Genomic DNA, 25,868 nt, shown 5'->3' on the forward strand with positions numbered 1-25,868 from the left:
TTGTACCTTCTTCAATTTTTGTGCAGCCTTACCGGCCCTATCGGGGGCAAGCCCCCTCCCACCTTTGAAATGCATTCCCCTGTGGGAGGGGGCTTGCCCCCGATGAGGCCGGCAGCCTCACCACCAAACCCGGATCAGACCACCGCCGCCCGCCGCTGAACAAAGCGATCCACGTACTCATCCGCCGGCGAGTGCAGGATCTCGCGCGGCGTGCCGACCTGGATCAGCTTGCCGTCCTTGAGGATCGCAATGCGGTTGCCGATACGCACGGCCTCGTCGAGGTCATGGGTAATAAACACGATGGTCTTGTGCAGGGTCTTTTGCAGCTCGAGCAACTGGTCCTGCATCTCGGCGCGGATCAGCGGGTCTAGGGCGCTGAAGGCTTCGTCCATCAGGATGATGTCGGTGTCGGCCGCCAGTGCGCGGGCCAGGCCCACACGTTGACGCATGCCGCCGGAGAGCTGGTGCGGGTATTTGTTTTCATAGCCTTTGAGGCCCACGGTTTCGATCCAGTGCAGGGCGCGTTCGGCGCAGACCTGCTTGGTTTCGCCACGCACTTTCAGGCCATAGGCGACGTTGTCGAGCACGCTTTTGTGGGGCAACAGGCCGAAGCTCTGGAACACCATGCTGATCTTGTGGCGACGGAATTGACGCAGGGCTTCCATGTCCAGTTGCAGGATGTCTTCGCCATCCACCAGGATCGCGCCGCTGGTGGGGTCGATCAGGCGGTTGAAGTGACGTACCAGGGTGGACTTGCCGGAGCCGGACAGGCCCATGATCACAAAGATTTCACCGGTAGCGATGCTCAGGGACAGGTCGTTCACGCCGACCACGCAGCCGGTCTCGGCCAATACCTGATCCTTGGTCTTGCCCTGGCCAATCAGCGCCAGCGCCTCCCTGGAGCGGTTGCCGAAGATCTTGAAGACGTTTTTGACTTCGATTTTGCTGACGGTAGTCATTTGCTCGCCTCATGCCGTGGACGACCATAGGCCTGGGTAATGCGGTCGATGACCACTGCAAGAATCACGATCGCCAGACCGGCCTCCAGGCCACGCCCGACGTTGAGGGTCTGGATGCCGACGAGCACGTCTTCACCCAGGCCGCGCGCGCCGATCATCGAGGCGATCACCACCATCGATAACGCCATCATGGTGGTCTGGTTGATGCCCGCCATGATGCTCGGCAGCGCCAGCGGCAGTTGCACGCCGAACAGTTGCTGCCAGCGGTTGGCACCGAAAGCGTTGATGGCTTCCATGACTTCGCCGTCGACCTGGCGAATGCCCAAGTCGGTCAGGCGGATCAGCGGCGGCGCGGCGTAAATGACCGTGGCGAAAATCGCCGGCACCTTGCCCAGGCCAAACAGCATCAGCACCGGGATCAGGTACACGAAGCTGGGCATGGTTTGCATGATGTCGAGCAACGGCATCAGCACCGAGCGCAAGCGATTGCTGCGCGCGGAAAGGATGCCCAGGGGAATGCCGATCAGCACCGAGATCACCGTGGCGACCATCATCAGCGCCAGAGTCTGCATCAGTTTGTCCCACAGGCCGACCGCGCCGACGAGGAACAACAAACCGACGATCACGGCCGTGGTCACCAGCTTGCGGGTGGCATGCCAGGCGATCACGCCGACGATGGCCAGCATCAGCCACCAGGGCGCCGCGCGCAGCAGCCCTTCCAGATTGACGATGGCCCACAGCAGGGTGTCGGAGATGTGCCGGAACACATCGCCGTAGTTGGTGACCAGCGAGTCCACCCAACCGTTGACCCAGTCGGCGATGGAAAACGTAAAACTCTCGGGAAACATAGCGTGCTCTCGATCCAGTGGGTTGAGGCCAGGCGTCCGGCTGCCTCTCAGGGTAGCCGGACACGCTTTACCTACAAGGCCGCGTCGATTTTCCTGGCGGCGTCTTCGCTCACCCAGGCGTGCCAGACTTCAGGATGTTCCTTGAGGAAAATTTTCGCCAGCTTCGGCGACTCGATCCGTTCCTTGGCCATGCGGCCCAGGTTCTGGTTCAGCAGGTCGATGGGCAGGTTGACCTTTTCCAGCACGGCCACCAGTTCCGGCGCTTGCTCGTGGAAGGTCTTGGACAGGCCGACCTTGATGCTCACGCGCTTATCCACGCCCGGCTTTTCTTCCAGCTTGACCAGGTCCACCTGGCCCATCAGCGGCGTCGGCGACCAGTAGTAGAACAGGATCGGCTCGCCGCGCTTGTAGCTCGACAGTACCGCCGCGTCCAGCGCCGGGCCGGTGCCGGGGCGGAAGTTGGTGTAGGTGCTTTCCAGGCCGTAGCTCTTGAGCATTTCGCTGTTGTCCAGTTCACAGGTCCAGCCGGCCGGGCAGTTGTAGAAGCGGCCCTTGGACGGTTCTTCCTGGTCCTTGAACACGGCGGCGTACTTGGCCAGGTCAGCGATGTTCTTCAGGTCAGGCGCCTTGGCTTCCAGCTTGCGCTTGGCGTCACCTTCGATCACATAGCGCGGCACGTACCAGCCTTCAACCGCGCCAACCACCGGCGCACCGACGCCGACGACCTTGCCGGCCTTCTCGGCCTTGTTCCAGACTTCGCTGCGGCCCACCCACTCCTCGGCAAACACCTGGATGTCATTACTGCTCAGGGCGTTTTCCATGGTGATGGAGTTGCCCGGCAGGCTGTCGGTTTTGCAGTCGTAGCCTTTCTCCAGCACGGTTTGCAGGATGTCGGTGAGCAACATGCCGCTTTCCCAGTTCAGCCCGGCGAATTTCACCGGCTTGCCGGATTCGCACCAGCCGGCCGCCTGGGCGCCGGCGCTTGCCAGCAAGCCCGCAGACAGCAACGTGGTCAGCAGGGTCTTATGCATTTTCATTATGTGACGCTCCCAATCATGAAATGGATTACGGCAGTCAAAAGGCGTCCTGCCTTGTCCACGTCCCATCAGGCTTGCGCAGGCAGCCCGTCTGTTGTGAGTAAAGAGCCCTGCTCTTTCGGCAGGATCAGATGATCGGGCACCGTGCCGTGCCATTTTTTTGCACACACGTAATACACGGCTGCAGGCAGTACCAGGCCGATGATCCAGGAAATATCCACGTCCCCCAGCGCAGCCACCAGGGGCCCCGTGTAGAACTTGGTTGAGATGAACGGCAACTGCACCAGCACGCCGAACACATAGACGCTGATCCCCAACAGGTTCCAGCGACCGTAGCGTCCGTTCGGGTCGGACAAGGCCGGCACGTCGTAGCGCTCGCGGGTGATGCAGTAGTAATCCACCAGGTTGATCGCGCTCCAGGGCGTGAAGAACGCCAGCAGGAACAGGATGAACGACTTGAACGCACCGAGGAACGAGTGCTGGCCGAGCAACGCGATCAGGGTTGCCGTACCCACGATGACGAGCACGAACACCAGGCGCTGCAGACGGGTGACCTCAAGGCGGCCACGAAAACCGCTGATGATGGTCGCAATGCACATGAAGCTGCCGTAGGAGTTGAGCGTGGAGATGGTGACCTTGCCGAACGCGATGCTGAAGTACAGCAACGCCGCAGTGGCCCCCGTACCGCTCAAGCCAACGATGTAGGCCACTTCATGCCCGGCGAATTGGCCGTTGGACATGGCGGCGGCAAACACACCGAGCACCATCGCCACCTGTGCGCCAATCACCGAGCCCGCACCCGCGGCGAAAAAGGTTTTCACCGATGACGTCTTGCTCGGCAGGTAACGCGAATAGTCCGCCACGTAGGGGCCGAAGGCGATCTGCCAGGAGGCCGCGAGCGACACCGCCAGCAGAAAACTGCTCCAGCTGAAGTGACGGATCTGCAGGAGCGCGCCAACATCGGTCTGGCTCATCAGGCGACTGAACAGGTAGACAAAGGCAATCACGCCGATGACGCTGGCAACACGCCCGATGAAATGGATCACCCGGTAACCAAGCACCGTGACCAGCACGATCACACTGGCGAAGATCAGGATGCCCACGCTGTCGCTGACCCCGAACAACTGGCCCAGCGCCTGCCCGGACAACACGGTGCCGGTGGCGGTAAAGCCCAGGTACATCAGGCACACCAGCACGATCGGGATGGCCGCGCCATACACGCCGAACTGCACCCGACTGGAGATCATCTGCGGCAGGCCAAGCTTGGGCCCTTGCGCCGCATGCAACGCCATGACGCCGCCGCCGATCAGTTGACCGATCAACAGACCGATCAACGACCAGAACACATCACCGCCCAGCACCACGGCCAGGGCCCCGGTGACAATCGCGGTGATTTGCAGGTTGGCCCCCATCCATAGGGTGAACTGGCTCAGTAGACGACCATGTCGTTCCGCTTCGGGGATGTAGTCGATCGAGCGCCTTTCGATCAACGGGGTGGTGTCGTTCGCAGCCATGCTGTTCAACCTCTGATGGATTGTTCGATGCTTTTCTGTAGGCGCGAGCTTGCTCGCGAAAAACGTACATTCAACGCAGCGATATGCCTGGAATACCTTCGCGAGCAAGCTCGCTCCTACAGTGAGTGCGTCAGCCGTTGATCATCGGCAGATTCAGGCCCTGTTCCCTGGCGCAATCGATCGCGATCTGGTAACCCGCATCCGCGTGACGCATCACCCCCGTCGCCGGGTCGTTATGCAGTACGCGCGCAATGCGTTCGGCCGCTTCGTCGGTGCCGTCACACACGATCACCATGCCCGAGTGCTGCGAGAAGCCCATGCCGACGCCGCCACCGTGGTGCAACGAAACCCAGGTCGCGCCGCTGGCGGTGTTGAGCAAGGCGTTGAGCAGCGGCCAGTCGGACACGGCGTCGGAGCCATCCTGCATGGATTCGGTTTCGCGGTTCGGGCTCGCGACCGAGCCGGAGTCGAGATGGTCACGGCCGATCACCACCGGTGCCGACAATTCGCCGCTGCGCACCATTTCGTTGAAGGCCAGGCCAAGTTTGGCGCGCTGGCCCAGGCCGACCCAGCAGATACGCGCCGGCAAACCCTGGAAGCTGATGCGTTCGCGGGCCATGTCCAGCCAGTTGTGCAGGTGGGCGTCGTCGGGGATCAGCTCTTTGACTTTGGCGTCGGTCTTGTAGATGTCCTGCGGGTCACCGGACAGCGCCGCCCAACGGAACGGGCCGATGCCACGGCAGAACAGCGGGCGGATGTAAGCCGGTACGAAACCCGGGAAGTCGAAGGCGTTTTCCACGCCCTCTTCCTGGGCCATCTGACGGATGTTGTTGCCGTAGTCGAACGTCGGGATGCCCTGCTTCTGGAACTCCAGCATGGCTTTGACGTGCACGGCCATCGACTGCTTGGCGGCCTTGATCACGGCGGCGGGTTCGGTCTTGGCGCGGGCGCGGTATTCGTCCCAGGTCCAGCCGGCCGGCAGGTAACCGTTGAGCGGGTCGTGGGCGCTGGTCTGGTCGGTGACCATGTCCGGACGCACGCCACGTTTGACCAGCTCTGGCAAAATTTCGGCGGCGTTGCCCAGCAGGGCGATGGAGATGGCTTTGCCTTCCTGGGTGTACTTGGCGATGCGCGCCAGGGCGTCGTCGAGGTCGGTGGCTTGCTCGTCGACATAGCGGCTGTTCAAGCGGAAATCGATGCTGACCTGCTGGCACTCGATGTTCAACGAGCAGGCACCGGCCAGGGTCGCGGCCAGCGGTTGCGCGCCACCCATGCCGCCCAGACCGGCGGTGAGCACCCAGCGGCCCTTGAGATTCGAATCGTAATGCTGGCGACCAGCTTCGACGAAGGTTTCGTAGGTGCCCTGGACGATGCCCTGGCTGCCGATATAGATCCAGCTGCCGGCGGTCATCTGGCCGTACATGGCCAGGCCCTTGGCATCCAGTTCGTTGAAGTGTTCCCAACTGGCCCAGTGCGGCACCAGGTTGGAGTTGGCGATCAATACGCGCGGGGCGTTGCTGTGGGTCTTGAACACGCCGACCGGCTTGCCCGATTGCACCAGCAGGGTTTCGTCGTCATTGAGGTGGGTGAGGCTCTCGACGATCTGGTCGTAGCATTCCCAGTTGCGCGCCGCACGACCAATGCCGCCGTATACCACCAGTTCCTTGGGGTTCTCGGCCACTTGCGGGTCGAGGTTGTTCATCAACATGCGCAGCGGCGCTTCGGTCAGCCAGCTTTTGGCGGTGAGCGTGTTACCGCGTGCGGCGCGGATTTCGACGTCACGGTATTTTGTAGGCCTTGCTTTCGAAAAATCGGTCACAACTGGACTCCTCGGCGATCGATGCGCGGACTTGGACGGTGCGAAGAAGAGTCTTACGCACACACCTTTACTTGTATGTACAAGCATATGCAATCGAGCGGCCAACTTTCCGCGAGAGGGGCTTGGATTTTTTTGCACAGCGCATGGGAGCCTTGGAAATTAAGGCTTCCAGGCTTGATGAAATTTCTTACAGAGGAATTTACGACGGGGGGAACGGTAGTCACGACAGCATGGCTTTGCGTCACGCTGGGGCATTCGGTAACAAATTGGTGCACAGGTTGGAAACGCCGCAGAAACAAATGTGGGAGGGGGCTTGCCCCCGATTGCAGAGTGTCAGCCACCAGATCTTTGGCTGATACACCGCTATCGGGGGCAAGCCCCCTCCCACATTTTTTAACCGCGTGCGGTCAGTTCGATCAGGCAGCAGCGGCCACTGACCGAGATATCCAGCAAGCCGGTGTTACCGTCCACTTGCAGGCAATCGTGATGGCCGAGTTTCTCGCCCAGCACCTTCACCTCATCGGCAACGCTGAACACCAGCACCGTCCGGGCCGTGCTGAAAAAGCGTTGCACGCCATCCACCCACTGCAAGCGTGCGTGGTAACGCTCAGGCGAGTAGATCAGGTTGAAATCGCGGATCGGCCCGGTGATCAAGCGGCACGACACCTGGCTGTCACCGGCAAAGGCGAACGGCTGCAGCGGTAACAAACCGCGCTGCTCCTCACCGTCGACGGTCAACACCATGCCCGCGCCCTTGATCACCGTAATCACGCGCTGGTAACCGGCGAAGGTGGAAAACCCGCCCGACTCGGCAATATCGGCAATCGACAGGCGCCAGCCGAAACCCTCAAGGCCGGTGCCCGCGTCGCGGGTGATTTCTTCGGTACTGCCGCCGCCGTTCTTCCACGGCATGCGCACATAGTCGGCGGCGCGCCAGACGTTGACTGAACTCATTTACTGAAGCGTCCTTCGAGGCTGTGCCGGGAACCGGGGTGAATCAGGCGCGCTGCCGTGACCGGCTGGCGGCCGGACCAGGTGCGCCGGCGAATCAACAGGCAGGGCTCGCCCGCTTCGATCTGCAGCAGCTTGCATTCGGAGGCATCGGCGAGGATCGCTTCAACCACGTGCTCGCCTTCGGTCAGCGGGGCCACCTGGTTGAGGTAGGCGTAGGGCGTTTGCTGGGTGAAATCCTGCTGCAAGTATTCCGGGGCGACCAGCGCGTTGACGAAACGGTCTTCGATCTGCACCGGAATGTCGTTTTCGAAATGCACGATCAACGAGTGAAACACCCGCCCGCCTTCGCGCATTTCCAGGGCGACGGCGCGTTCGGAACCGGCCGCTTCCTCGCCCAGGGTAATGACCTGGCACGTATGGCGATGGCCACGGGAGGCGATCTCATCGGCAATGTTGTGCACTTCAAACAGCGCCGACTGACTCTTGGGCTCGGCGACGAACGTACCCACACCCTGCATGCGCACCAGCAACCCTTCGGCCGTCAGCTCACGCAACGCGCGGTTGATGGTCATGCGGCTGAAGCCCAGTTGGCTGACCAGCTCGCTCTCCGACGGCACGCGGTAATGGGGCGGCCAGTTGCCGTTGAGGATCTGCTGGCTGATCATCTGTTTGACGCGGGCGTACAAGGGCGCCGGACTTTCGTCCATGTGGGCAGCCAGCGAAGACTTGGCAGGCGGAGTCGGCACGAGGAATCCTTGCAGGGGAAAAAGATGCATAGATTGCCGGAGTTTACCGAGCAGGCAAACGTCTGTATATGTATATACAAATAAACACACGACCGGGGTGACTTGATCATGTCTGCTTTCTTTGCCGAACGCGCGCTGCTGCCTGATGGATGGGCCAATGATGTACGTCTTGAAATCAGCGCCGATGGGCGGCTGACGAAGGTAGAGGCCAATGCCACGGCAGACGGCGCCGAGCGGCTCAGGGGGCCGGTACTGGCTGGCATGCCGAACCTGCATTCCCACGCCTTCCAGCGCGCCATGGCGGGCCTGGCCGAAGTGGCAGGCAATCCGAACGACAGTTTCTGGACCTGGCGCGACCTGATGTACCGCATGGTCGGCAAAATCAGCCCGGACCAGTTGCAGGTCATCGCCCGCCAGCTGTACATCGAAATGCTCAAGGCCGGCTATACCTCGGTGGCCGAGTTTCACTATGTACACCACGACGTCAGCGGCCAGCCCTATGCCGACCGCACAGAGCTGTCGCGCCAGATCAGCCAGGCAGCCGCCAGCAGCGGGATCGGCTTGACCCTGCTGCCGGTGCTTTATACGCATTCGGGGTTCGGTGGCCAGGCCCCCAACGACGGGCAGCGCCGGTTTATCAACAGCACCGAAAACTACCTGGATTTGCAGGCGCGCCTGCAGCCGATACTCGCCGCGCAACCTGCGCAGCACCTGGGCCTGTGTTTCCACTCCCTGCGGGCAGTCACGCCCGAGCAGATCAAGCACGTGCTGGCCGCCAGCGACACGGCTTGCCCGGTGCACATCCACATTGCCGAACAGCAAAAGGAAGTCGACGACTGCCTGGCCTGGAGCGGCAAACGCCCATTGCAGTGGCTGTATGACAATGTCGACGTGAATGAACGCTGGTGCCTGGTTCATGCCACCCATGCCGACTCCGACGAAGTGACGCGCATGGCCAGGAGCCGGGCGATTGCCGGTTTGTGCCTGACCACCGAAGCCAACTTGGGTGATGGCATTTTCCCGGCAGTGGATTTTCTGGCCCAGGGCGGCCGCATGGGTATCGGCTCCGACAGCCATGTGTCACTGAGCGTGGTGGAAGAATTGCGCTGGCTGGAATACGGCCAGCGCCTGCGCGATCAACGGCGCAATCGTCTGTATCGCGACGACCAGCCAATGGTGGGCCGCACGCTGTTCGATGCGGCACTGGACGGTGGCGCTCAAGCGCTGGGGCAGCCGGTTGGCCGCCTGGAAGTGGGCAAGCGGGCGGACTGGATCGTGCTGGACGGTAACGATCCGTACCTGGCCACGGCCAGTGAGGACGGGATTCTCAATCGCTGGCTGTTTGCCGGTGGTGATCGGCAGGTACGTGATGTACTGGTCAACGGCCAGTGGGTGGTGCGCGATGGGCGTCATGCTGGCGAGGAAGACAGCAGCCGGGCATTCACCCAGGTCTTGAGGGATTTGTTGAGCTGACAAGCGACACATAACAAATGTGGGAGGGGGCTTGCCCCCGATTGCTGTGTGTCAGCCAGCTCATCTGATACTGACACACCGCTATCGGGGGCAAGCCCCCTCCCACATTTTGATTACTGCGAACTCTTGGCCATCTGCTTATCTGGAGTACGGAAGATCAACCGCGTCGTGTCATACCCCTGCTGCCGCGCCCTGCTCAGCAGGTCTTCACGGGTTTCGGCACTCACCGTCGGCGTACGCGACAGGATCCACATGTAACGCCGGCTCGGGCTGCCGACGATGGCCGTCTTGTAGTCATCGCTGACATACAACACCCAGTAATCGCCCTTGGCGACGCCGGGCAGTAACGACGTAAACCAGTTGTCGAATTCCACCCAGAGCTTGTCGGTCTTGCCCGGCACCTGGGGCGTGGCCGTGCCTTTGGCTTCCTGCCATTTCCATTCAGGCGTCAGGCAGCGGTTGAACACCGACATGTCGCCATCGGGCAACAAGGTGTAGCGCGCTTCGGACTGCGCGCAGTTGCGCTGGAAGTACATCGGCAAGCGGGCCAGCTCATACCAGGTGCCCTGGTAACGCTTGAGGTTGACGTGACTCGCGGTCTTGGGTTGCAGATCATCGCCAGAATGGCTGGCACAGCCCGCCAAAAACAGGCTGGCGCAAAGGAACACAACAAAACGCATCATTCTTCTTCTCCCGCAGGCTCGCGCCCCGGTTTACTTCAGGCCTTGCCCGGAAAACATCAGAACCTTGTCACCGGCATACTGCACGCTGATAAAGCTGTTTTTATCGCCCCAGGTGCAACTGGACATGCCCAGTGCGCCGGAACAATCGGTCGGCTTGCCCAGCAACGACTCCACCTCGGCCTTGGCCATGCCGGCCGACAGCTTCTGGTAATTTTCTTGGTTGACCTTGCTGCAAGCGGCCAACAGCACGCAAAAAGCCAGCAGGGCGAGACGGCGTAAAGACATGGAAAAAGCTCCTGGAGAGACAAAGCAGCTGGGGTATCTGCCAGAAGCTTAGAAGGGAAAAGAGGTGTCTGGTTCCCGACGAACGAAAACAAAAAAGCCCCGAAAACGCTGAAACGTTTCGGGGCTTTTTCAAGAAGAACGGCTGATCGTTCCCACGCTCTGCGTGGTAATGCATCCCGCGATGCTCTGCGTCGCCATTGCGCAAAAAGCAGGACGCGGAGCGTCCAGGGCGGCATTCCCACGCGGAGCGTGGGAACGATCATGACGCGGGCTGTCTGGATGCCCGCGTCGCCTGTCAGCTTTTCGCGAGCAAGCTCGCTCCTACTTGTGATAAGCCGTCACACGCTCAACTTCTTCCTTCGAACCCAGGAACACCGCCACCCGCTGGTGCAGGCCTTCGGGCTGGATGTCGAGGATACGCTGGTGGCCGTCAGTGGACGCACCGCCCGCCTGCTCAACCAGGAACGACATCGGGTTGGCTTCGTACATCAGGCGCAGCTTGCCCGGTTTGGAGGGCTCGCGGCTGTCACGTGGGTACATGAACAGGCCGCCACGGGTCAGGATACGGTGTACGTCGGCCACCATGGCCGCGACCCAGCGCATGTTGAAGTTTTTCTTCAACGGGCCTTCTTCGCCTTCCATCAATTCGTTGACATAGCGTTTCACCGGCTCTTCCCAGTGACGCTGGTTGGACATGTTGATCGCGAATTCCTGGGTGGAGGCAGGAATAGAGATGTCTTCGTGGGTGAGTACGAAGCTGCCCATTTCGCGGTCCAGGGTGAAGCCTTTGACGCCATCGCCCAGGGTCAGGACCAGCATGGTCTGCGGGCCGTAGATCGCGTAACCGGCGGCGACCTGCTCGGTGCCGGGCTGCAGGAAGGCCTTTTCGTTCAGGGCTTCGTTCTGACTCAGGTATTCGTTCGGGCAACGCAGTACCGAGAAGATGGTGCCGACCGGGGCGTTGATGTCGATGTTGGACGAGCCGTCCAGGGGGTCGAATACCAGCAGGTACGCGCCTTTAGGGTATTTACCCGGGATCTGGTAGGCATTGTCCATTTCTTCGGACGCCATGCCGGCCAGGTGACCGCCCCATTCGTTGGCTTCGAGCAGGATCTCGTTGGAGATGACGTCGAGCTTCTTCTGCACTTCGCCCTGCACGTTTTCAGTGCCCATGCTGCCCAGGACACCACCCAGTGCGCCTTTGGACACGGCGTGGCTGATTTCCTTACAGGCACGCGCCACCACTTCGATAAGGAAGCGCAGATCGGCAGGCGTGTTGTTGCTGCGGGTCTGCTCGATCAAATAGCGACTCAAGGTAACGCGGGACATGGAAGGCTCCGGAGAATGGGGGGCTGAAAACCCGCGCAGTTTAACGCGAGTCGGGGCGTATTTCCTCTAATCAGAGGATTTAACGCCAATAGAGTTCACGGCTTGGCGCCACGAGCCTCTGTAGGAGCGAGCTTGCTCGCGAAAAACTTAAAGACGCCGCGTTCGTTCAGGAAGCAAGCGTTATCGTTGACGTTCTTCGCGAGCAAGCTCGCTCCTACAGTGGCATCAGGGGGCTAGTCGAGGGCTTTCCAAATTTCGGTGGCGTATTCGCGGATGGTACGGTCCGAGCTGAACCAGCCCATCCGCGCCGTGTTCAACACCGCCGAGCGCCACCAGGCCTTGGAGTCGTGCCAATGCGCTTCAACCTGCGCCTGGGCGTCCCAGTAGGAGTCGAAGTCGGCACACACCAGGAAGCGGTCGTAGTCGATCAGCCCGTCGATCAACCCCACATACCGGCCCGGATCATCCGGCGAGAACACCCCGCCACGGATCGCTTGCAGCACATCGCTCAACCGATGGGACGCGGCAATATCGGGCCCTGCATTGAACTCGCCGGCATGCTTGCGAGCTTCTACCTGCTGGGCACTGAGACCAAAGATAAACATGTGCTCGGCGCCCACGCGCTCGTGCATCTCCACGTTGGCGCCGTCCATGGTGCCGATGGTCAGCGCGCCGTTGAGGCCGAACTTCATGTTGCTGGTACCCGACGCCTCGAAACCGGCGGTGGAAATCTGCTCCGACAAATCCGCCGCCGGAATGATGCTTTCCGCCAGGCTGACGTTGTAGTTGGGCAGGAACACCACCTTGAGCAGGTCGCGCACGGTCGGGTCGTTGTTGACGGTGCGGGCGATGTCGTTGGTCAGCTTGATGATCAGCTTGGCCTGGTGATAACTCGCCGCCGCCTTGCCGGCGAAGATTTTCACCCGCGGCACCCAATCGACTTCCGGCTCGGCGCGGATCGCCTGGTACAACGCCACGGTATGCAGCAGGTTGAGCAACTGGCGCTTGTACTCGTGAATCCGCTTGACCTGCACGTCGAACATTGCCGCCGGGTTCACCGAAATGCCCAGGCGCTCATGGATAATGTCGGCCAGCGCCCGTTTGCTGTGCAGGCGTTGGTCGGCGAAGGCTTTGCGGAAGGTCTGCTTCTCGGCGAAGGTTTCCAGCTCACCCAGGCGCGTTTCCATGGTGTCGAGAATGTCCGGGCCCAGCGCGTCCACCAGCATCGACGTGAGCTTGGGATTGGCCTGGTACAGCCAGCGACGGAAGGTGATGCCGTTGGTTTTGTTGTTAATGCGCTCCGGGTAGAGCTTATGCAGTTCGGAAAACACCGTGCTGCGCATCAGTTGAGTGTGCAGCCCGGACACGCCGTTGACACTGTGGGAACCGAGGAACGCCAGGTTGCCCATGCGTACGCGACGGCCGTTGTCCTCTTCAATCAATGACACCGCGCGCAGTACGTCGAAGTCATGAATGCCCTTGGCGCGCAGCGAGTCGATGTGTCGGGCGTTGATCAGGTAGATGATCTGCATGTGCCGGGGCAGCATGCGTTCCATCAAGCCGACAGGCCAGGTTTCCAACGCCTCGGGCAGCAAGGTGTGGTTGGTGTAGGAAAGCGTTTCGACGGTGACGTCCCACGCGGCCTCCCACGGGATGTCGTGCAGGTCGACCAACTGGCGCATCAACTCGGCCACGGCGATGGACGGGTGGGTGTCGTTGAGCTGGATGGCCGCGTGTTCGCCCAGGCTCAGCACCGTGCCGTGCATGTTCTTGTGGCGGCGCAGCAAGTCTTGCAACGAGGCGGACACGAAGAAGTATTCCTGGCGCAGGCGCAGCTCCTGCCCCGCTTCGGTGCTGTCGGCCGGGTAAAGCACGCGGGAGATGCTTTCGGCGCGGGCCACCTCGGCCACGGCGCCCAGGTGGTCACCGGCGTTGAAGCGCTCCAGGTGCAGGTCTTCCACCGCGCGGGCACGCCACAGACGCAGGGTGTTGACGCTGGCGCCACGCCAGCCGACTACCGGGGTGTCATAGGCCACCGCGCGTACGGTTTCGCTGGGCGACCACACCTGAATCATCTTGCCGGACGCGTCCGCCAGGGTTTCCACGCTGCCGCCGAAACCGATCGGGTAGATCACTTCGGCGCGTTCGAACTCCCAGGGGTTGCCGAAATCCAGCCAGCGTTCGGTCTGCTCCTGCTGCCAGCCATCGACAATTGCCTGGCGGAACAAGCCGTGCTCGTAACGAATGCCATAACCGTGACCGGCGATGCCCAGGGTCGACATACTTTCCATGAAGCACGCCGCCAGGCGGCCCAGGCCACCGTTGCCAAGCGCCGCGTCGGGTTCGAGCAGGCGAATGCGCTCAAGGTCGACGCCGAGCTCGGACAGGGCTTCGCGAGCGATCTCCAACACGCCAAGGTTGCTCAGGCTGTCGTAGAGCAGGCGGCCGATAAGAAATTCCAGCGAGAGGTAATACACCCGCTTCTGGCCTTTGCGGTAGATGCGCCGCGTGTGGTCCATCCAGTGGTCGACCATCTGGTCGCGTGCGGCCAGGGCAATGGCCTCGAACCAGTCATGGTCGAAGGCGTGGTCCGGGTCCTTGCCCACCGCGTAGGTGAGTTTGGTCAAGACGGCATCGCGAAATGCGGCTACCTCTGCTTCTCGTGCAAGTGGTTCCTGAGACATCAATTGCGACCTCGGGCGAGATAGAAGGAGTTGCTAGAGCCTAGACGGTCTGACAGACGGTAGACGCTCTGGTTCGTCAATTTTTTAACTCATTCACGGTTGCGTGAATTTGATGCAGAGGTCGTGCCCGATCGCCGTTCGCGCAGAAACCCTGAAAAGATTGTTCAAAAAACCACCAATCCCGGTATGATCGCGCGCCCGGATACAGCCCCACCTTTTGGAACCCCGATGAAGCCTCAACTGATCGCCGCCGCGGAACTCGACCGTCTCGAGACCTGGCAGAAATATTCCGCCCACATGTGCGGCGGCTGCGTGTCCAGCTGCTGCACGCTGCCGGTCGAAGTGAAGATCAAGGACCTGATCCGCATCGGCATCGTCGATGAGTTCGAGCGCGGCGACCCGCCGAAGAACATCGCCAAGCGTTTGCAGAAGGAAGGCATCGTCGAGCGCTACAACAATAAATCCGAGATTTTTACCCTGCAGCGCATGAGCAACAATGATTGCTTGTACCTGGATCGTAAGACGCGCTTCTGCACTATTTATGACAAGCGCCCGGATACCTGCCGCAATCACCCCAAGATCGGGCCACGGCCGGGGTATTGCGCGTACAAGCCGAAAGAAGTGGTGCGCGAGACCACGTTCAAGACCCTCGATAAGTTCTGATCCAGGGTTTGTGGGGCTCTCAAGGGCCTCATCGGGGGCAAGCCCCCTCCCACATTTTGATCTGTGAACACATTCAAGTGTGGGAGGGGGCTTGCCCCCGATAGGGCCAGTACAGACACCACACAAACAGCAGGCAAAAAAAACGCCCCCGGCCTTTCGACCGGGGGCGTTTTTCATTCAGCCTGAGTTAACTCAGTTCTTGGCTTTCTTGGCAGCGCGGGTACGCTCGCCTTCGTCCAGGATCTTCTTACGCAGGCGGATCGACTTAGGCGTGACTTCACACAGCTCGTCGTCCTGGATGAATTCCAGGGCCTGTTCCAGGGTGAAGCGAACAGGTGGAACCAGAGCGATGGTTTCGTCTTTGCCCGAAGCACGCATGTTGTCGAGCTTCTTGCCTTTGGTTGGGTTGACGCCCATGTCGTTGTCACGGCTGTTCAGACCAACGATCTGACCGTTGTAGATCTCTTGACCGTGCTCAACGAACAGCTTGCCACGTGCCTGGAGGGTTTCCAGGGAGTAGGTCAGCGCCTTGCCGGTTTCTACCGATACCAGAACACCGTTCTGACGACCGGACATGTCGCCGGACTTCATGGTGTCGTAGCGATCGAAGATCGAGGTCAGGATGCCAGCACCGTTGGTCAGGGTCAGGAACTGGTTACGGAAACCGATCAGACCACGCGCAGGGATGTTGTATTCCAGACGTACACGGCCCTTGCCATCCGGCACCATGTTGGTCAGGTCGCCCTTACGCAGGCCCATCTCTTCCATGACCTTGCCCTGGGATTCTTCAGGGGTGTCGATGGTGACGTTTTCGAACGGTTCCTGCTTCACGCCGTCAACCTGACGGATGATCACTTCCGGACGACCAACACCCATTTCGAAGCCTTCGCGACGCATGGTTTCGATCAGTACCGAAAGGTGCAGCTCACCACGGCCGGAGACCTTGAACTTGTCGGCCGAGTCGCCTTCTTCAACGCGCAGTGCAACGTTGTACAGCAGCTCTTTGTCCAGACGCTCCTTGATGTTACGGGAGGTCACGAACTTGCCTTCCTTACCGCAGAACGGCGAGTCGTTCACCTGGAAGGTCATGGAAACGGTTGGCTCGTCAACGGTCAGAGGCTTCATCGCCTCGACGGTGTCCGGCTGGCACAGGGTGTCGGAGATGAACAGCGAGTCCATACCGCTGACGCACACGATGTCGCCGGCGAAGGCTTCTTCAACGTCGATGCGGTGCAGGCCGTGGTGACCCATCAGCTTCAGGATACGACCGTTACGCTTCTTGCCGTCGGCGCCGATAGCGACAACCGGGGTGTTCGGCTTGACGCTGCCACGCGCGATACGGCCAACGCCGATAACACCCAGGAAGCTGTTGTAGTCCAGTGCCGAGATTTGCATCTGGAACGGACCTTCACGGTCAACCTTCGGTGGTGGAACGTGGTCAACGATGGCCTGGTACAGCGGGGTCATGTCTTCCGCCATGGCGGTGTGTTCCAGACCGGCAATACCGTTCAGGGCCGAAGCGTAGATGACTTGGAAGTCCAGCTGTTCTTCGGTAGCACCCAGGTTGTCGAACAGGTCGAAAATCTGGTCCAGAACCCAGTCCGGACGCGCGCCTGGACGGTCAACCTTGTTGATGCACACGATCGGACGCAGGCCGGCTTCGAACGCCTTCTTGGTCACGAAACGGGTTTGCGGCATAGGGCCGTCTTGAGCGTCAACCAGCAGCAGAACGGAGTCAACCATCGACATTACGCGTTCTACTTCGCCGCCGAAGTCGGCGTGGCCCGGGGTGTCCACGATGTTGATGTGGTAGCCGTTCCAGTTGATGGCGGTGTTTTTCGCCAGGATGGTAATACCGCGCTCTTTTTCCTGGTCGTTGGAGTCCATCACGCGCTCGTCGTTGAGCTCGTTGCGCTCCAGGGTGCCGGATTGACGCAGGAGTTTGTCTACCAGGGTGGTTTTACCATGGTCAACGTGAGCAATGATGGCGATGTTACGTAGATTTTCGATCACTTGTGTATCTCGATCAGAGGATTCGGTGTGCTGACAGGTCGTGGCAGCGATTAACAGTAGAGTCAGGCCTTGCCGTTACAGCTTGACGGCAGAGTCGGGGGGCCGGTGACGCAGGCCACAGGCAAACAGCCCCGGGCTCTTAGCTCGGTCGATAAACGCGCACATTGGCATGCCCCTCACTGAGCAAATGGTGGGCATGCAGGCGACTCATCACGCCTTTGTCGCAATACAGCAGGTACTGACGGCTGTCATCCAGTTCCTTGAAACGCGCGTTCAATGCATAAAACGGCAGCGTTTGTACGTCGATGCCAGGAATCTCCAGGGGCTCGTCTTCGGCGGCATCCGGGTGACGGATGTCGACGATGATCTGGCCGGCCAGGGCTTCGCTGACTTCTTCGATCTGCACATCCTGGCCCAGCTCGTCGATGACGCGATCGATCGGGACCAGTTTGGCGTTCTCGAGCGCACGCTCCAGAATCGCCATGTCGAACTGTTGTTCTTCATACTCCACGCGGTTGCGCTTGGCGTGGGTCTTGGGGTTCACCGAAATGACCCCGCAATACTCGGGCATATGCTTGGCAAAGTCGGCGGTGCCGATTTCTTCTGCCAGGTCGATGATGTCCTGCTTGTGGCTGGCGATCAGCGGGCGCAGCACCAGCTTCTCGGTCACGCAGTCGATCAACGACAGGTTCGGCAACGTCTGGCTGGATACCTGGGAGATCGCTTCACCGGTCACCAGCGCATCGATCTGCAACTGGTCGGCGATCCGGGACGCGGCGCGCAACATCATACGCTTCAAAACTACGCCCATATGACTGTTATCGACTTTGCCGAGAATTTCGCCCAGCACTTCTTCGAACGGCACGCTTACAAATAGCACGCGCTGGGAGCTGCCGTACTTCTTCCAGATAAAGTGCGCCACTTCCATCACGCCCAATTCGTGTGCACGACCGCCCAGGTTAAAGAAGCAGAAGTGGCTCATCAGGCCGCGCCGCATGATCTGGTAGGCCGCGACCGTGGAATCGAAACCGCCGGACATCAACACCAGGGTCTGTTCCAGGGCGCCCAGCGGGTAGCCGCCGATGCTGTCGTGCTGGCTGTGGATCACAAACAACCGTTGGTCGCGAATTTCCATGCGCACTTCGATTTGCGGCGCTTTGAGGGAGATTCCGGCCGCACCGCACTCGCGACGCAGCTTGCTGCCGACGTATTTCTCTACATCCATGGAGCTGAACGGATGCTTGCCGGCGCGCTTGCAACGCACCGAAAAAATCTTGCCGGCAAGCTCATCACCAAAGTGCAGCCGGCACTTCTCGGTGATGTCGTCGAAGTCGCCCAGCGGGTACTCGTCCACTTGCAGGAAATGCGCGATACCCGGCATGCAGCTCAGGCGCTCGGTCATGTCCTTCAAGGCTTTGGCGTCGGTCAGGCGGGTTTCCAGCTCGAGATTGTCCCACACGCCGTTCACCACCACAGCCGGGTCCAGATCGCGGAGCACGGCACGGATGTTCTTGGCCAACTGACGGATGAAACGCATCCGTACCGGTCGGCTCTTGATGGTGATCTCGGGGAAGACTTTTACGATTAATTTCATGGAAACAGCGCGCGCCGGGCCTGCTGAAAAAGGGGGGCGCGGATTATAGCGGAAATCGCTCAAGGTTTAACCAGTTAATATGCATCGCATGTACAGCGCACCAAAACAGGTCATTTTCACCCAATAACGCTACATTGCGGTGCGCCATTTATCGCCCGCTGGCCGTTTGCACCGTTATAGGGGCCATTTTGAAGCAAAAAGACCATGTTGGCGCACTGGCATGCAATTTGCTCTCTTGTGAGGCAGGTTGCCTTGGCGGAGTATCCGCGCCGGCATCACCCAAATTCTAAGGGCTAACTCCACTACCAAGCCCGAAGCCACCCGGAGGACACCATGTCGAAGTCGGTTCAACTCATCAAAGATCATGACGTTAAATGGATTGATCTGCGCTTCACGGACACCAAAGGTACTCAGCACCACGTGACCATGCCGGCTCGCGACGCGCTGGATGATGCTTTCTTCGAAGAAGGCAAGATGTTCGACGGTTCCTCCATCGCCGGCTGGAAAGGCATCGAAGCCTCCGACATGATCCTGATGCCGGACGACAGCACTGCCGTCCTCGACCCGTTCACCGAAGACCCAACCCTGATCATCGTCTGCGACGTGATCGAGCCTTCGACCATGCAAGGCTACGACCGCGACCCACGTGCGATCGCCAAGCGTGCCGAGGAATACCTGAAGTCGACCGGTATCGGCGACACCGTATTCGTAGGCCCGGAGCCTGAATTCTTCATCTTCGATTCGGTCAAGTTCAAGTCCGACATCTCCGGTTCGATGTTCAAGATTTTCTCCGAACAAGGTTCGTGGATGTCCGACCAGGACGTGGAAGGCGGCAACAAAGGCCACCGTCCAGGCATCAAGGGCGGCTACTTCCCGGTCCCGCCATTCGACCACGACCACGAAATCCGTACCTCCATGTGCAACGCCATGGAAGAGATGGGCCTGGTCATCGAAGTTCACCACCACGAAGTGGCGACTGCCGGCCAGAACGAAATCGGTGTGAAGTTCAACACCCTGGTCGCCAAGGCTGACGAAGTCCAGACCCTGAAGTACTGCGTACACAACGTGGCGGATGCCTACGGCCGTACCGCTACCTTCATGCCCAAGCCGCTATACGGCGATAACGGTTCGGGTATGCACGTTCACCTGTCCATCGCCAAAGAAGGCAAGAACACCTTCGCCGGCGAAGGTTATGCCGGCCTGTCCGACACCGCCCTGTACTTCATCGGCGGCATCATCAAGCACGGTAAGGCCCTGAACGGCTTCACCAACCCGTCGACCAACTCCTACAAGCGTCTGGTACCAGGTTTCGAAGCACCGGTAATGCTGGCCTACTCGGCCCGTAACCGTTCCGCCTCGATCCGTATTCCTTACGTGTCCAGCCCGCGCGCTCGCCGTATCGAAGCCCGCTTCCCGGACCCGGCAGCCAACCCGTACCTGGCCTTCGCTGCGCTGGTCATGGCCGGCCTGGACGGTATCCAGAACAAGATCCACCCTGGCGACGCCGCCGACAAAAACTTGTACGACCTGCCGCCTGAAGAGGCCAAAGAGATCCCACAAGTGTGCGGCAGCCTGAAAGAAGCCCTGGAAGAACTGGACAAGGGCCGTGCGTTCCTGACCAAGGGCGGCGTGTTCAGCGACGACTTCATCGATGCCTACATCGAGCTCAAAAGCGAAGAAGAAATCAAGGTTCGCACCTTCGTACACCCACTGGAATACGAGCTGTACTACAGCTGCTGATCCGGTAGCGCTACTTAACGTGGCGTGATGAAAAAAGACCTCCTTCGGGAGGTCTTTTTTTGCCTGTGGATTGTCAGATGGCCGCTTGGCGGTCGAGCATACGGCTGACCATCAGCGTCCCCATGGCGCTCAATTGGTGAATGGCCAGTGCGATATCGCGGTGCTTGCCATCCAGGTCTTCGCAAAGGTCCAGCAACAAGGTGCTGACCGAGGAGAAGGTTTCGAAGCTGTTGATCATCAAGGCTTCGTCGTCGATATCGGCGGCAATGGTGAAGACGGATGGGGGTGGATTTGGGGTTGGCTTGAACATTGTCTACATTCCTCAAATGAGGCCGCTTTCATTTCGCTACTAAACGAAATGGAGGCAGCTGTGCGCAGGTTAGTAGACCGGTGAATGTAGAAGCCCGGCGCATCCGAAGATGCCCTGCGCACAACCGCCATCAAGCATGGAGACTGCACGACCTACAATTCAAATCCAGGCTACTAAACCCGATCGCTGATGAGCAGCGACCGAGTAACCTTAGAGACGACAAGCCAGCCGTACAAGCCGGCGGATTCTGGCGCACCTGTAGGCAACCGCGCAAGCTAAGGTAGCCTGCGCCTGACGCCCTACGCAGCCACTGTAGGAGCGAGCTTGCTCGCGAAAAACGCCAGGACACCACATTTCTTCAACATTTACGCGTTATCGTTAACGACCTTCGCGAGCAAGCTCGCTCCTACAGGGGATTTCCTTTGAAACGTCGATTTGTGTTCGCTCTGTTATTTGTCAGCGCCAGTGCAAGCGCCGCGCCGCCCACGCTTGAGCCGTTGCTCAACAGCATCGCTGAACGCCTGGAGATCGCCGACCAGGTGGCCTTGAGCAAATGGGACAGCCACAAGCCCGTTGAAGACAAAAAACGCGAGCAGGAAGTGATCGCCAGCGTCGTCGCCCAAGCCCCGAGCTACAAACTGGAACCCGCCGCCGCCGAGCAGTTTTTCTCGGCGCAGATCGAGGCGAACAAACTGGTGCAATACACCCACCTGTCCGACTGGCAGTTCCAGGGCAAGGCGCCGGACGATCCGCGCCCGGACCTGGTCAAGCAGATTCGCCCGCGGCTGGATGAATTGCAAAAACGCCTGCTGCAACAACTGGCCGACTTCACGCCGCAGCGTACCGACCCGCAGTGCCCGCAGTGGCTGGCCGCGGCGGTGCATGAACCGTTGAACGATCCGCTGCGCCAGCTGGCGATGATCCGCGCCACCGCCGAGCTGTGCCTATACAAAGGCTAGCCCTGTAAACCCAATTAAAAATGTGGGAGGGGGCTTGCCCCCGATTGCGGTGGTTCAGTTGATAGATAGGCTGACTGACACCCTGCTATCGGGGGCAAGCCCCCTCCCACATTTGAATCGCATCCATCCCTGACAGCCCACCCCAAGTCGCACTATATTGGTGCGATAGGTTGCACCCTCACTCCAGCCCCAGCCCATTTTGGTTCGATTCTTCCCGAGCAGACTGGCAGAACGCCACAGTTTCGCGCCTGAACCGCCTATTTCACGGGTTTAACGCTTCTTTTCGGAGCCTTGGTTTGGTTTTTGCATTTTCCTTGTATCAGCGTGTGCCTCAAGCCTGCGCCTTGCTCCAAAAGAGGTCCCGATGACCATCAGCGATGCACTGCACCGTTTGTTACTCGACAACCTGACCACCGCGACCATCCTGCTCAATGCCGACTTGCGCCTTGAGTACATGAACCCGGCGGCGGAGATGCTCCTGGCCATCAGCGGCCAGCGCAGCCATGGGCAGTTCATCAGCGAATTGTTCACCGAGTCCGCCGAGGCCCTGAGCTCGTTGCGCCAGGCCGTGGAGCAGGCGCACCCGTTCACCAAGCGCGAAGCAATGCTCACGGCCCTGACCGGGCAGACGCTGACCGTCGACTACGCGGTGACACCAATCCTGAGCAATGGCGCCACCCTGCTGCTGCTCGAAGTGCATCCTCGCGACCGCCTGCTGCGCATCACCAAGGAAGAGGCGCAACTGTCCAAGCAGGAAACCAGCAAGATGCTGGTGCGCGGCCTGGCCCATGAGATCAAGAACCCCCTGGGCGGCATTCGCGGCGCGGCGCAGTTGCTGGCCCGCGAGCTGCCGGAGGAGCATCTCAAGGACTACACCAACGTCATCATCGAAGAGGCCGACCGCCTGCGTAACCTGGTGGACCGCATGCTCGGCTCCAACAAGCTGCCGTCCCTGGCCATGACCAACGTGCACGAAGTGCTGGAGCGCGTCTGCCAACTGGTCGACGCCGAAAGCCAGGGCTGCATCACCCTGGTGCGCGACTACGACCCAAGCATTCCCGACGTCTTGATCGACCGCGAGCAGATGATCCAGGCGGTGCTCAACATCGTGCGCAACGCCATGCAGGCCATCAGCAGCCAGAACGAGTTGCGCCTGGGCCGCATCAGCCTGCGCACCCGCGCGCTGCGCCAGTTCACCATTGGCCATGTACGCCATCGCCTGGTGACCAAGGTCGAGATCATCGACAACGGCCCGGGCATTCCGGCCGAACTGCAGGAAACCATCTTCTTCCCCATGGTCAGCGGCCGCCCGGACGGTACCGGGCTGGGCCTGGCCATTACCCAGAACATCATCAGCCAGCACCAGGGCCTGATCGAATGTGAGAGCCATCCCGGCCACACCACGTTCTCGATCTTCCTGCCATTGGAACAAGGAGCCCCCACGACATGAGCCGTAGTGAAACTGTCTGGATCGTCGATGACGACCGTTCTATCCGCTGGGTCCTGGAGAAAGCCTTGCAACAGGAAGGCATGACCACCCAGAGCTTCGACAGCGCCGACGGCGTGATGAGCCGCCTGGCTCGCCAGCAGCCGGACGTGATCATCTCCGATATCCGCATGCCCGGCGCCAGCGGCCTGGACTTGCTGGCGCGCATTCGCGAGCAGCACCCGCGCCTGCCAGTGATCATCATGACCGCGCACTCGGACCTGGACAGCGCTGTCGCGTCCTACCAGGGCGGCGCCTTTGAGTACCTGCCCAAGCCGTTCGATGTGGATGAGGCGGTGGCGCTGGTCAAGCGCGCCAACCAGCACGCCCAGGAGCAACAGAATCAGGAAGCCCCGCCGGCCCTGACCCGCACCCCGGAAATCATCGGTGAAGCGCCGGCGATGCAGGAAGTGTTTCGCGCCATCGGGCGCTTGAGTCACTCCAACATCACCGTGCTGATCAACGGCGAATCGGGCACCGGTAAAGAGCTGGTGGCCCACGCCCTGCACCGTCACAGCCCTCGGGCAGCCTCGCCGTTCATTGCACTGAACATGGCCGCAATCCCGAAGGACTTGATGGAGTCCGAGCTGTTCGGCCATGAAAAAGGCGCGTTCACCGGCGCGGCCAATCTGCGCCGTGGACGTTTTGAACAGGCCGACGGCGGCACCCTGTTCCTCGATGAAATCGGCGACATGCCGGCCGATACCCAGACCCGCCTGCTGCGGGTGCTGGCCGACGGCGAGTTCTATCGGGTGGGCGGGCACACGCCGGTCAAGGTGGATGTACGCATCATCGCGGCCACCCACCAGAACCTGGAAACCCTGGTGCACGCCGGCAAGTTCCGTGAAGACTTGTTCCACCGCCTCAACGTGATCCGCATCCACATTCCGCGCATGTCGGACCGCCGCGAAGACATCCCCACCCTCGCCCGCCACTTCCTCAGCCGCGCCGCCCTGGAACTGGCCGTGGAGCCGAAGCTGCTCAAAAGCGAGACCGAGGAATACCTGAAAAACCTGCCATGGCCCGGCAACGTACGCCAGCTGGAGAACACCTGCCGCTGGATCACGGTAATGGCGTCCGGGCGCGAAGTGCACATCAGCGACCTGCCGCCGGAGCTGTTGAGCCTGCCCCAGGACTCGGCCCCGGTGACCAACTGGGAACAGGCGCTGCGCCAATGGGCCGACCAGGCCCTGGCACGCGGCCAGTCGAACCTGCTCGACAGCGCCGTACCGGCGTTCGAGCGGATCATGATCGAGACCGCGCTCAAGCACACCGCCGGCCGCCGCCGCGATGCCGCTGTGCTGCTGGGTTGGGGCCGCAATACCCTGACGCGCAAGATCAAGGAACTGGGGATGAAGGTGGATGGCGCAGATGACGACGACAGCGACGACGCCTGATCACCGCTCTCTGCTCCACTGAAAATCCAATGTGGGAGGGGGCTTGCCCCCGATTGCGGTAGGTCAGCTACAGATAGGCTGGCTGATACACCGCTATCGGGGGCAAGCCCCCTCCCACATTTGGATCGTCACAAGATTTGAAGGTTGTGCACTGCTTCAATGCACCATGAACCGGCATTGGGCACTGACTTGAGACCTGAAAGATCGCTATCGCTCAAAAATTCTTGAACGCTGAAACCACCAAAGCCCCGGATTCCGGGGCTTTGCGCTTTCTTGCAATCATTTACCGCGCCAATTGCAAACTTTGGCACGCGCCCTGCAATAACCCTGGTACTACCCAGTTTCGGGGACCTTGGTACAGGCAGGCCGAGAATCCCCTCTTTAACACCGAAGCCTCTGGCTTCACCCCGTTTTGGGAGCCCTGGTACAGGCAGGCCGGGAACTCCCTCTTTTATTGCTCCTGGAGATGGATCTCCAGCCGCCAGCGGTCATCGACCTCCTGGCCGTTCCACTCCCCACGCAATGGCCGCGCCGCCACCAGGTTGAGCAGCAAACCGCCGTCGGTCTTGCGCACGCGCCAGTTCACATCCTTGTCATTGACCTTCAGTTGCCCATTGGCAGCCTTGCCCTGTGCGTCGAACAACAGCGCCACGGCGCCGTCGATATGTTCGCCGTGCAGCTTGGGCTCGCGGTTGAACCACACCAGCAGACCGTCCGCCACAGGTTCTATCTGTTGCAGTTCGACCGGTTCCGGGGTGGTCAGGCGCCCAATCATCAAGCCCACCATCAGGCCGACAATCGCCAGCGAGCCGAGTACCCTGGGCAATAGCTTCGGCCTTGGATCGTCTTCAGGGGTAGAATGCAGCGCATCTTTGCCTTCGGAGCCGTGCATGTTTCACGTCATCCTTTTTCAACCAGAAATTCCGCCGAATACCGGCAACGTTATCAGGCTGTGCGCCAACAGTGGCTGCCACCTGCATTTGATCGAACCGCTGGGCTTCGACATGGACGATAAACGCCTGCGCCGCGCCGGGCTGGATTACCACGAGTACGCCACCCTCCAGCGCCATGCCGACCTGGCAAGCTGCCTGGAAAGCCTGGGCCAGCCACGTGTGTTCGCGTTCACCACCAAGGGCTCGCGACCGTTTCATGATGCCAGCTTTGCCGAGGGCGACGCGTTTCTGTTTGGCCCGGAGAGCCGCGGCCTGCCGGCCGACGTGCTCGACGCCCTGCCTGATGGCCACCGCCTGCGCTTGCCGATGCGCGAGGGCTGCCGCAGCCTGAACCTGTCCAACACCGTCGCCGTCGCCGTCTACGAAGGCTGGCGCCAACTCGGTTTCAAGTAACACCGCATAGCAAATGTGGGAGGGGGCTT

The 25,868-nt window shown here is 60.4% G+C and carries 22 protein-coding genes; 7 read left to right on the top strand and 15 right to left on the bottom strand.

Features of this window, described 5'->3' with window-relative positions; all coding sequences use genetic code 11:
- Window positions 1–134 precede the first annotated feature (134 nt).
- The 7 genes from BFP93_RS15130 to hutC form a co-directional block, all read right to left on the bottom strand.
- Entirely contained in the window at window positions 135–959 is an 825-nt protein-coding gene (locus BFP93_RS15130; RefSeq protein WP_065885735.1) for a quaternary amine ABC transporter ATP-binding protein, read from the bottom strand.
- Window positions 956–1,807, bottom strand: a complete 852-nt coding sequence (locus tag BFP93_RS15135; protein ID WP_065893717.1) for an ABC transporter permease — start codon at window positions 1,805–1,807, stop codon at window positions 956–958. Before BFP93_RS15135 ends, BFP93_RS15130 begins: the two co-directional genes overlap by 4 nt.
- Before the next feature lie 71 nt (window positions 1,808–1,878).
- Entirely contained in the window at window positions 1,879–2,844 is a 966-nt protein-coding gene (locus tag BFP93_RS15140; protein WP_065893718.1) for an ABC transporter substrate-binding protein, read from the bottom strand.
- Window positions 2,845–2,912: 68 nt separating this feature from the next.
- Window positions 2,913–4,358: a purine-cytosine permease family protein gene (locus BFP93_RS15145; protein WP_065893719.1), complete on the bottom strand. Its 1,446-nt coding sequence runs from the start codon at window positions 4,356–4,358 to the stop codon at window positions 2,913–2,915.
- 130 nt (window positions 4,359–4,488) lie between these two features.
- Window positions 4,489–6,177, bottom strand: a complete 1,689-nt coding sequence (hutU, locus tag BFP93_RS15150; RefSeq protein WP_065885739.1) for a urocanate hydratase — start codon at window positions 6,175–6,177, stop codon at window positions 4,489–4,491.
- A gap of 393 nt (window positions 6,178–6,570) precedes the next feature.
- Window positions 6,571–7,131: a HutD/Ves family protein gene (locus BFP93_RS15160; protein ID WP_065893721.1), complete on the bottom strand. Its 561-nt coding sequence runs from the start codon at window positions 7,129–7,131 to the stop codon at window positions 6,571–6,573.
- On the bottom strand, window positions 7,128–7,838 hold the full coding sequence (gene hutC, locus BFP93_RS15165) for a histidine utilization repressor (protein WP_256095213.1): 711 nt from the start codon (window positions 7,836–7,838) through the stop codon (window positions 7,128–7,130). The genes BFP93_RS15160 and hutC overlap by 4 nt, the downstream gene beginning before the upstream one ends.
- 147 nt (window positions 7,839–7,985) lie before the next feature.
- Here hutC and BFP93_RS15170 point away from each other — a divergent pair, with 147 nt between their 5' ends.
- A complete protein-coding gene (locus BFP93_RS15170) occupies window positions 7,986–9,350 on the top strand; it encodes a formimidoylglutamate deiminase (RefSeq protein WP_065893723.1) in 1,365 nt (454 codons plus the stop codon).
- Window positions 9,351–9,463: 113 nt separating this feature from the next.
- Here the strand turns inward: BFP93_RS15170 and BFP93_RS15175 are convergent, their stop codons facing one another.
- The 4 genes from BFP93_RS15175 to BFP93_RS15190 form a co-directional block, all read right to left on the bottom strand.
- The gene (locus tag BFP93_RS15175; protein WP_065885743.1) at window positions 9,464–10,033 is read right to left on the bottom strand and encodes a lipocalin family protein; all 570 of its coding nucleotides are present in this window, start codon (window positions 10,031–10,033) and stop codon (window positions 9,464–9,466) included.
- 30 nt (window positions 10,034–10,063) lie between these two features.
- Window positions 10,064–10,318 (bottom strand): lipoprotein, encoded by a 255-nt coding sequence (locus BFP93_RS15180; RefSeq protein WP_033897714.1) that lies wholly within the window; start codon window positions 10,316–10,318, stop codon window positions 10,064–10,066.
- Between the two features lie 321 nt (window positions 10,319–10,639).
- On the bottom strand, window positions 10,640–11,647 hold the full coding sequence (locus BFP93_RS15185) for a class 1 fructose-bisphosphatase (protein ID WP_065885744.1): 1,008 nt from the start codon (window positions 11,645–11,647) through the stop codon (window positions 10,640–10,642).
- A gap of 233 nt (window positions 11,648–11,880) precedes the next feature.
- The gene (locus BFP93_RS15190) at window positions 11,881–14,331 is read right to left on the bottom strand and encodes a glycogen/starch/alpha-glucan phosphorylase (RefSeq protein ID WP_065893724.1); all 2,451 of its coding nucleotides are present in this window, start codon (window positions 14,329–14,331) and stop codon (window positions 11,881–11,883) included.
- Between the two features lie 228 nt (window positions 14,332–14,559).
- Here BFP93_RS15190 and BFP93_RS15195 point away from each other — a divergent pair, with 228 nt between their 5' ends.
- Window positions 14,560–14,994, top strand: coding sequence for a YkgJ family cysteine cluster protein (locus BFP93_RS15195; RefSeq protein ID WP_065893725.1), 435 nt, complete (start codon window positions 14,560–14,562; stop codon window positions 14,992–14,994).
- Between the two features lie 192 nt (window positions 14,995–15,186).
- On the opposite strand, the gene typA is transcribed toward BFP93_RS15195, so the two are convergent.
- Together typA and thiI are read right to left on the bottom strand one after the other, a co-directional pair.
- A complete protein-coding gene (typA, locus tag BFP93_RS15200) occupies window positions 15,187–17,007 on the bottom strand; it encodes a translational GTPase TypA (RefSeq protein WP_017478180.1) in 1,821 nt (606 codons plus the stop codon).
- A gap of 139 nt (window positions 17,008–17,146) precedes the next feature.
- Window positions 17,147–18,601, bottom strand: a complete 1,455-nt coding sequence (thiI, locus tag BFP93_RS15205; protein ID WP_065893726.1) for a tRNA uracil 4-sulfurtransferase ThiI — start codon at window positions 18,599–18,601, stop codon at window positions 17,147–17,149.
- A gap of 333 nt (window positions 18,602–18,934) precedes the next feature.
- On the opposite strand from thiI, the gene glnA reads away from it, so the two are divergent.
- Complete coding sequence (glnA, locus tag BFP93_RS15210; protein ID WP_024072899.1) at window positions 18,935–20,341, top strand: glutamate--ammonia ligase; 1,407 nt, start codon at window positions 18,935–18,937, stop codon at window positions 20,339–20,341.
- A 73-nt stretch (window positions 20,342–20,414) separates the two neighbouring features.
- Here the strand turns inward: glnA and BFP93_RS15215 are convergent, their stop codons facing one another.
- Window positions 20,415–20,651: a DUF6124 family protein gene (locus BFP93_RS15215; RefSeq protein ID WP_065893727.1), complete on the bottom strand. Its 237-nt coding sequence runs from the start codon at window positions 20,649–20,651 to the stop codon at window positions 20,415–20,417.
- Between the two features lie 422 nt (window positions 20,652–21,073).
- Here BFP93_RS15215 and BFP93_RS15220 point away from each other — a divergent pair, with 422 nt between their 5' ends.
- From BFP93_RS15220 to ntrC, 3 genes are all read left to right on the top strand, one after another.
- Complete coding sequence (locus tag BFP93_RS15220) at window positions 21,074–21,610, top strand: chorismate mutase (protein WP_065893728.1); 537 nt, start codon at window positions 21,074–21,076, stop codon at window positions 21,608–21,610.
- Between the two features lie 364 nt (window positions 21,611–21,974).
- Complete coding sequence (gene glnL, locus BFP93_RS15225) at window positions 21,975–23,060, top strand: nitrogen regulation protein NR(II) (protein WP_057724492.1); 1,086 nt, start codon at window positions 21,975–21,977, stop codon at window positions 23,058–23,060.
- Window positions 23,057–24,493: a nitrogen regulation protein NR(I) gene (gene ntrC / locus BFP93_RS15230; protein WP_065885751.1), complete on the top strand. Its 1,437-nt coding sequence runs from the start codon at window positions 23,057–23,059 to the stop codon at window positions 24,491–24,493. Before glnL ends, ntrC begins: the two co-directional genes overlap by 4 nt.
- 451 nt (window positions 24,494–24,944) lie before the next feature.
- On the opposite strand, the gene BFP93_RS15235 is transcribed toward ntrC, so the two are convergent.
- Window positions 24,945–25,385, bottom strand: a complete 441-nt coding sequence (locus tag BFP93_RS15235; RefSeq protein ID WP_065893729.1) for a hypothetical protein — start codon at window positions 25,383–25,385, stop codon at window positions 24,945–24,947.
- On the opposite strand from BFP93_RS15235, the gene BFP93_RS15240 reads away from it, so the two are divergent.
- A complete protein-coding gene (locus tag BFP93_RS15240) occupies window positions 25,384–25,839 on the top strand; it encodes a tRNA (cytidine(34)-2'-O)-methyltransferase (RefSeq protein WP_065893730.1) in 456 nt (151 codons plus the stop codon). The genes BFP93_RS15235 and BFP93_RS15240 overlap by 2 nt on opposite strands.
- The last annotated feature ends 29 nt before the right edge of the window (window positions 25,840–25,868 follow it).

The sequence above is a fragment of the Pseudomonas sp. 44 R 15 genome, from assembly GCF_900004965.1.
Lineage (GTDB): Bacteria > Pseudomonadota > Gammaproteobacteria > Pseudomonadales > Pseudomonadaceae > Aquipseudomonas > Aquipseudomonas orientalis_A.

What these genes read in the sequence shown, in the direction of transcription:
- BFP93_RS15130 (WP_065885735.1), bottom strand. Translation starts at nt 959, where the DNA reads ATGACTACCGTCAGCAAAATCGAAGTCAAAAACGTCTTCAAGATCTTC.
- BFP93_RS15135 (WP_065893717.1), bottom strand. Translation starts at nt 1,807, where the DNA reads ATGTTTCCCGAGAGTTTTACGTTTTCCATCGCCGACTGGGTCAACGGT.
- BFP93_RS15140 (WP_065893718.1), bottom strand. Translation starts at nt 2,844, where the DNA reads ATGAAAATGCATAAGACCCTGCTGACCACGTTGCTGTCTGCGGGCTTG.
- BFP93_RS15145 (WP_065893719.1), bottom strand. Translation starts at nt 4,358, where the DNA reads ATGGCTGCGAACGACACCACCCCGTTGATCGAAAGGCGCTCGATCGAC.
- BFP93_RS15160 (WP_065893721.1), bottom strand. Translation starts at nt 7,131, where the DNA reads ATGAGTTCAGTCAACGTCTGGCGCGCCGCCGACTATGTGCGCATGCCG.
- hutC (WP_256095213.1), bottom strand. Translation starts at nt 7,838, where the DNA reads ATGGACGAAAGTCCGGCGCCCTTGTACGCCCGCGTCAAACAGATGATC.
- BFP93_RS15170 (WP_065893723.1), top strand. Translation starts at nt 7,986, where the DNA reads ATGTCTGCTTTCTTTGCCGAACGCGCGCTGCTGCCTGATGGATGGGCC.
- BFP93_RS15175 (WP_065885743.1), bottom strand. Translation starts at nt 10,033, where the DNA reads ATGATGCGTTTTGTTGTGTTCCTTTGCGCCAGCCTGTTTTTGGCGGGC.
- BFP93_RS15180 (WP_033897714.1), bottom strand. Translation starts at nt 10,318, where the DNA reads ATGTCTTTACGCCGTCTCGCCCTGCTGGCTTTTTGCGTGCTGTTGGCC.
- BFP93_RS15185 (WP_065885744.1), bottom strand. Translation starts at nt 11,647, where the DNA reads ATGTCCCGCGTTACCTTGAGTCGCTATTTGATCGAGCAGACCCGCAGC.
- BFP93_RS15190 (WP_065893724.1), bottom strand. Translation starts at nt 14,331, where the DNA reads ATGTCTCAGGAACCACTTGCACGAGAAGCAGAGGTAGCCGCATTTCGC.
- BFP93_RS15195 (WP_065893725.1), top strand. Translation starts at nt 14,560, where the DNA reads ATGAAGCCTCAACTGATCGCCGCCGCGGAACTCGACCGTCTCGAGACC.
- thiI (WP_065893726.1), bottom strand. Translation starts at nt 18,601, where the DNA reads ATGAAATTAATCGTAAAAGTCTTCCCCGAGATCACCATCAAGAGCCGA.
- glnA (WP_024072899.1), top strand. Translation starts at nt 18,935, where the DNA reads ATGTCGAAGTCGGTTCAACTCATCAAAGATCATGACGTTAAATGGATT.
- BFP93_RS15215 (WP_065893727.1), bottom strand. Translation starts at nt 20,651, where the DNA reads ATGTTCAAGCCAACCCCAAATCCACCCCCATCCGTCTTCACCATTGCC.
- glnL (WP_057724492.1), top strand. Translation starts at nt 21,975, where the DNA reads ATGACCATCAGCGATGCACTGCACCGTTTGTTACTCGACAACCTGACC.
- ntrC (WP_065885751.1), top strand. Translation starts at nt 23,057, where the DNA reads ATGAGCCGTAGTGAAACTGTCTGGATCGTCGATGACGACCGTTCTATC.
- BFP93_RS15240 (WP_065893730.1), top strand. Translation starts at nt 25,384, where the DNA reads ATGTTTCACGTCATCCTTTTTCAACCAGAAATTCCGCCGAATACCGGC.
- BFP93_RS15235 (WP_065893729.1), bottom strand. Translation starts at nt 25,385, where the DNA reads ATGCACGGCTCCGAAGGCAAAGATGCGCTGCATTCTACCCCTGAAGAC.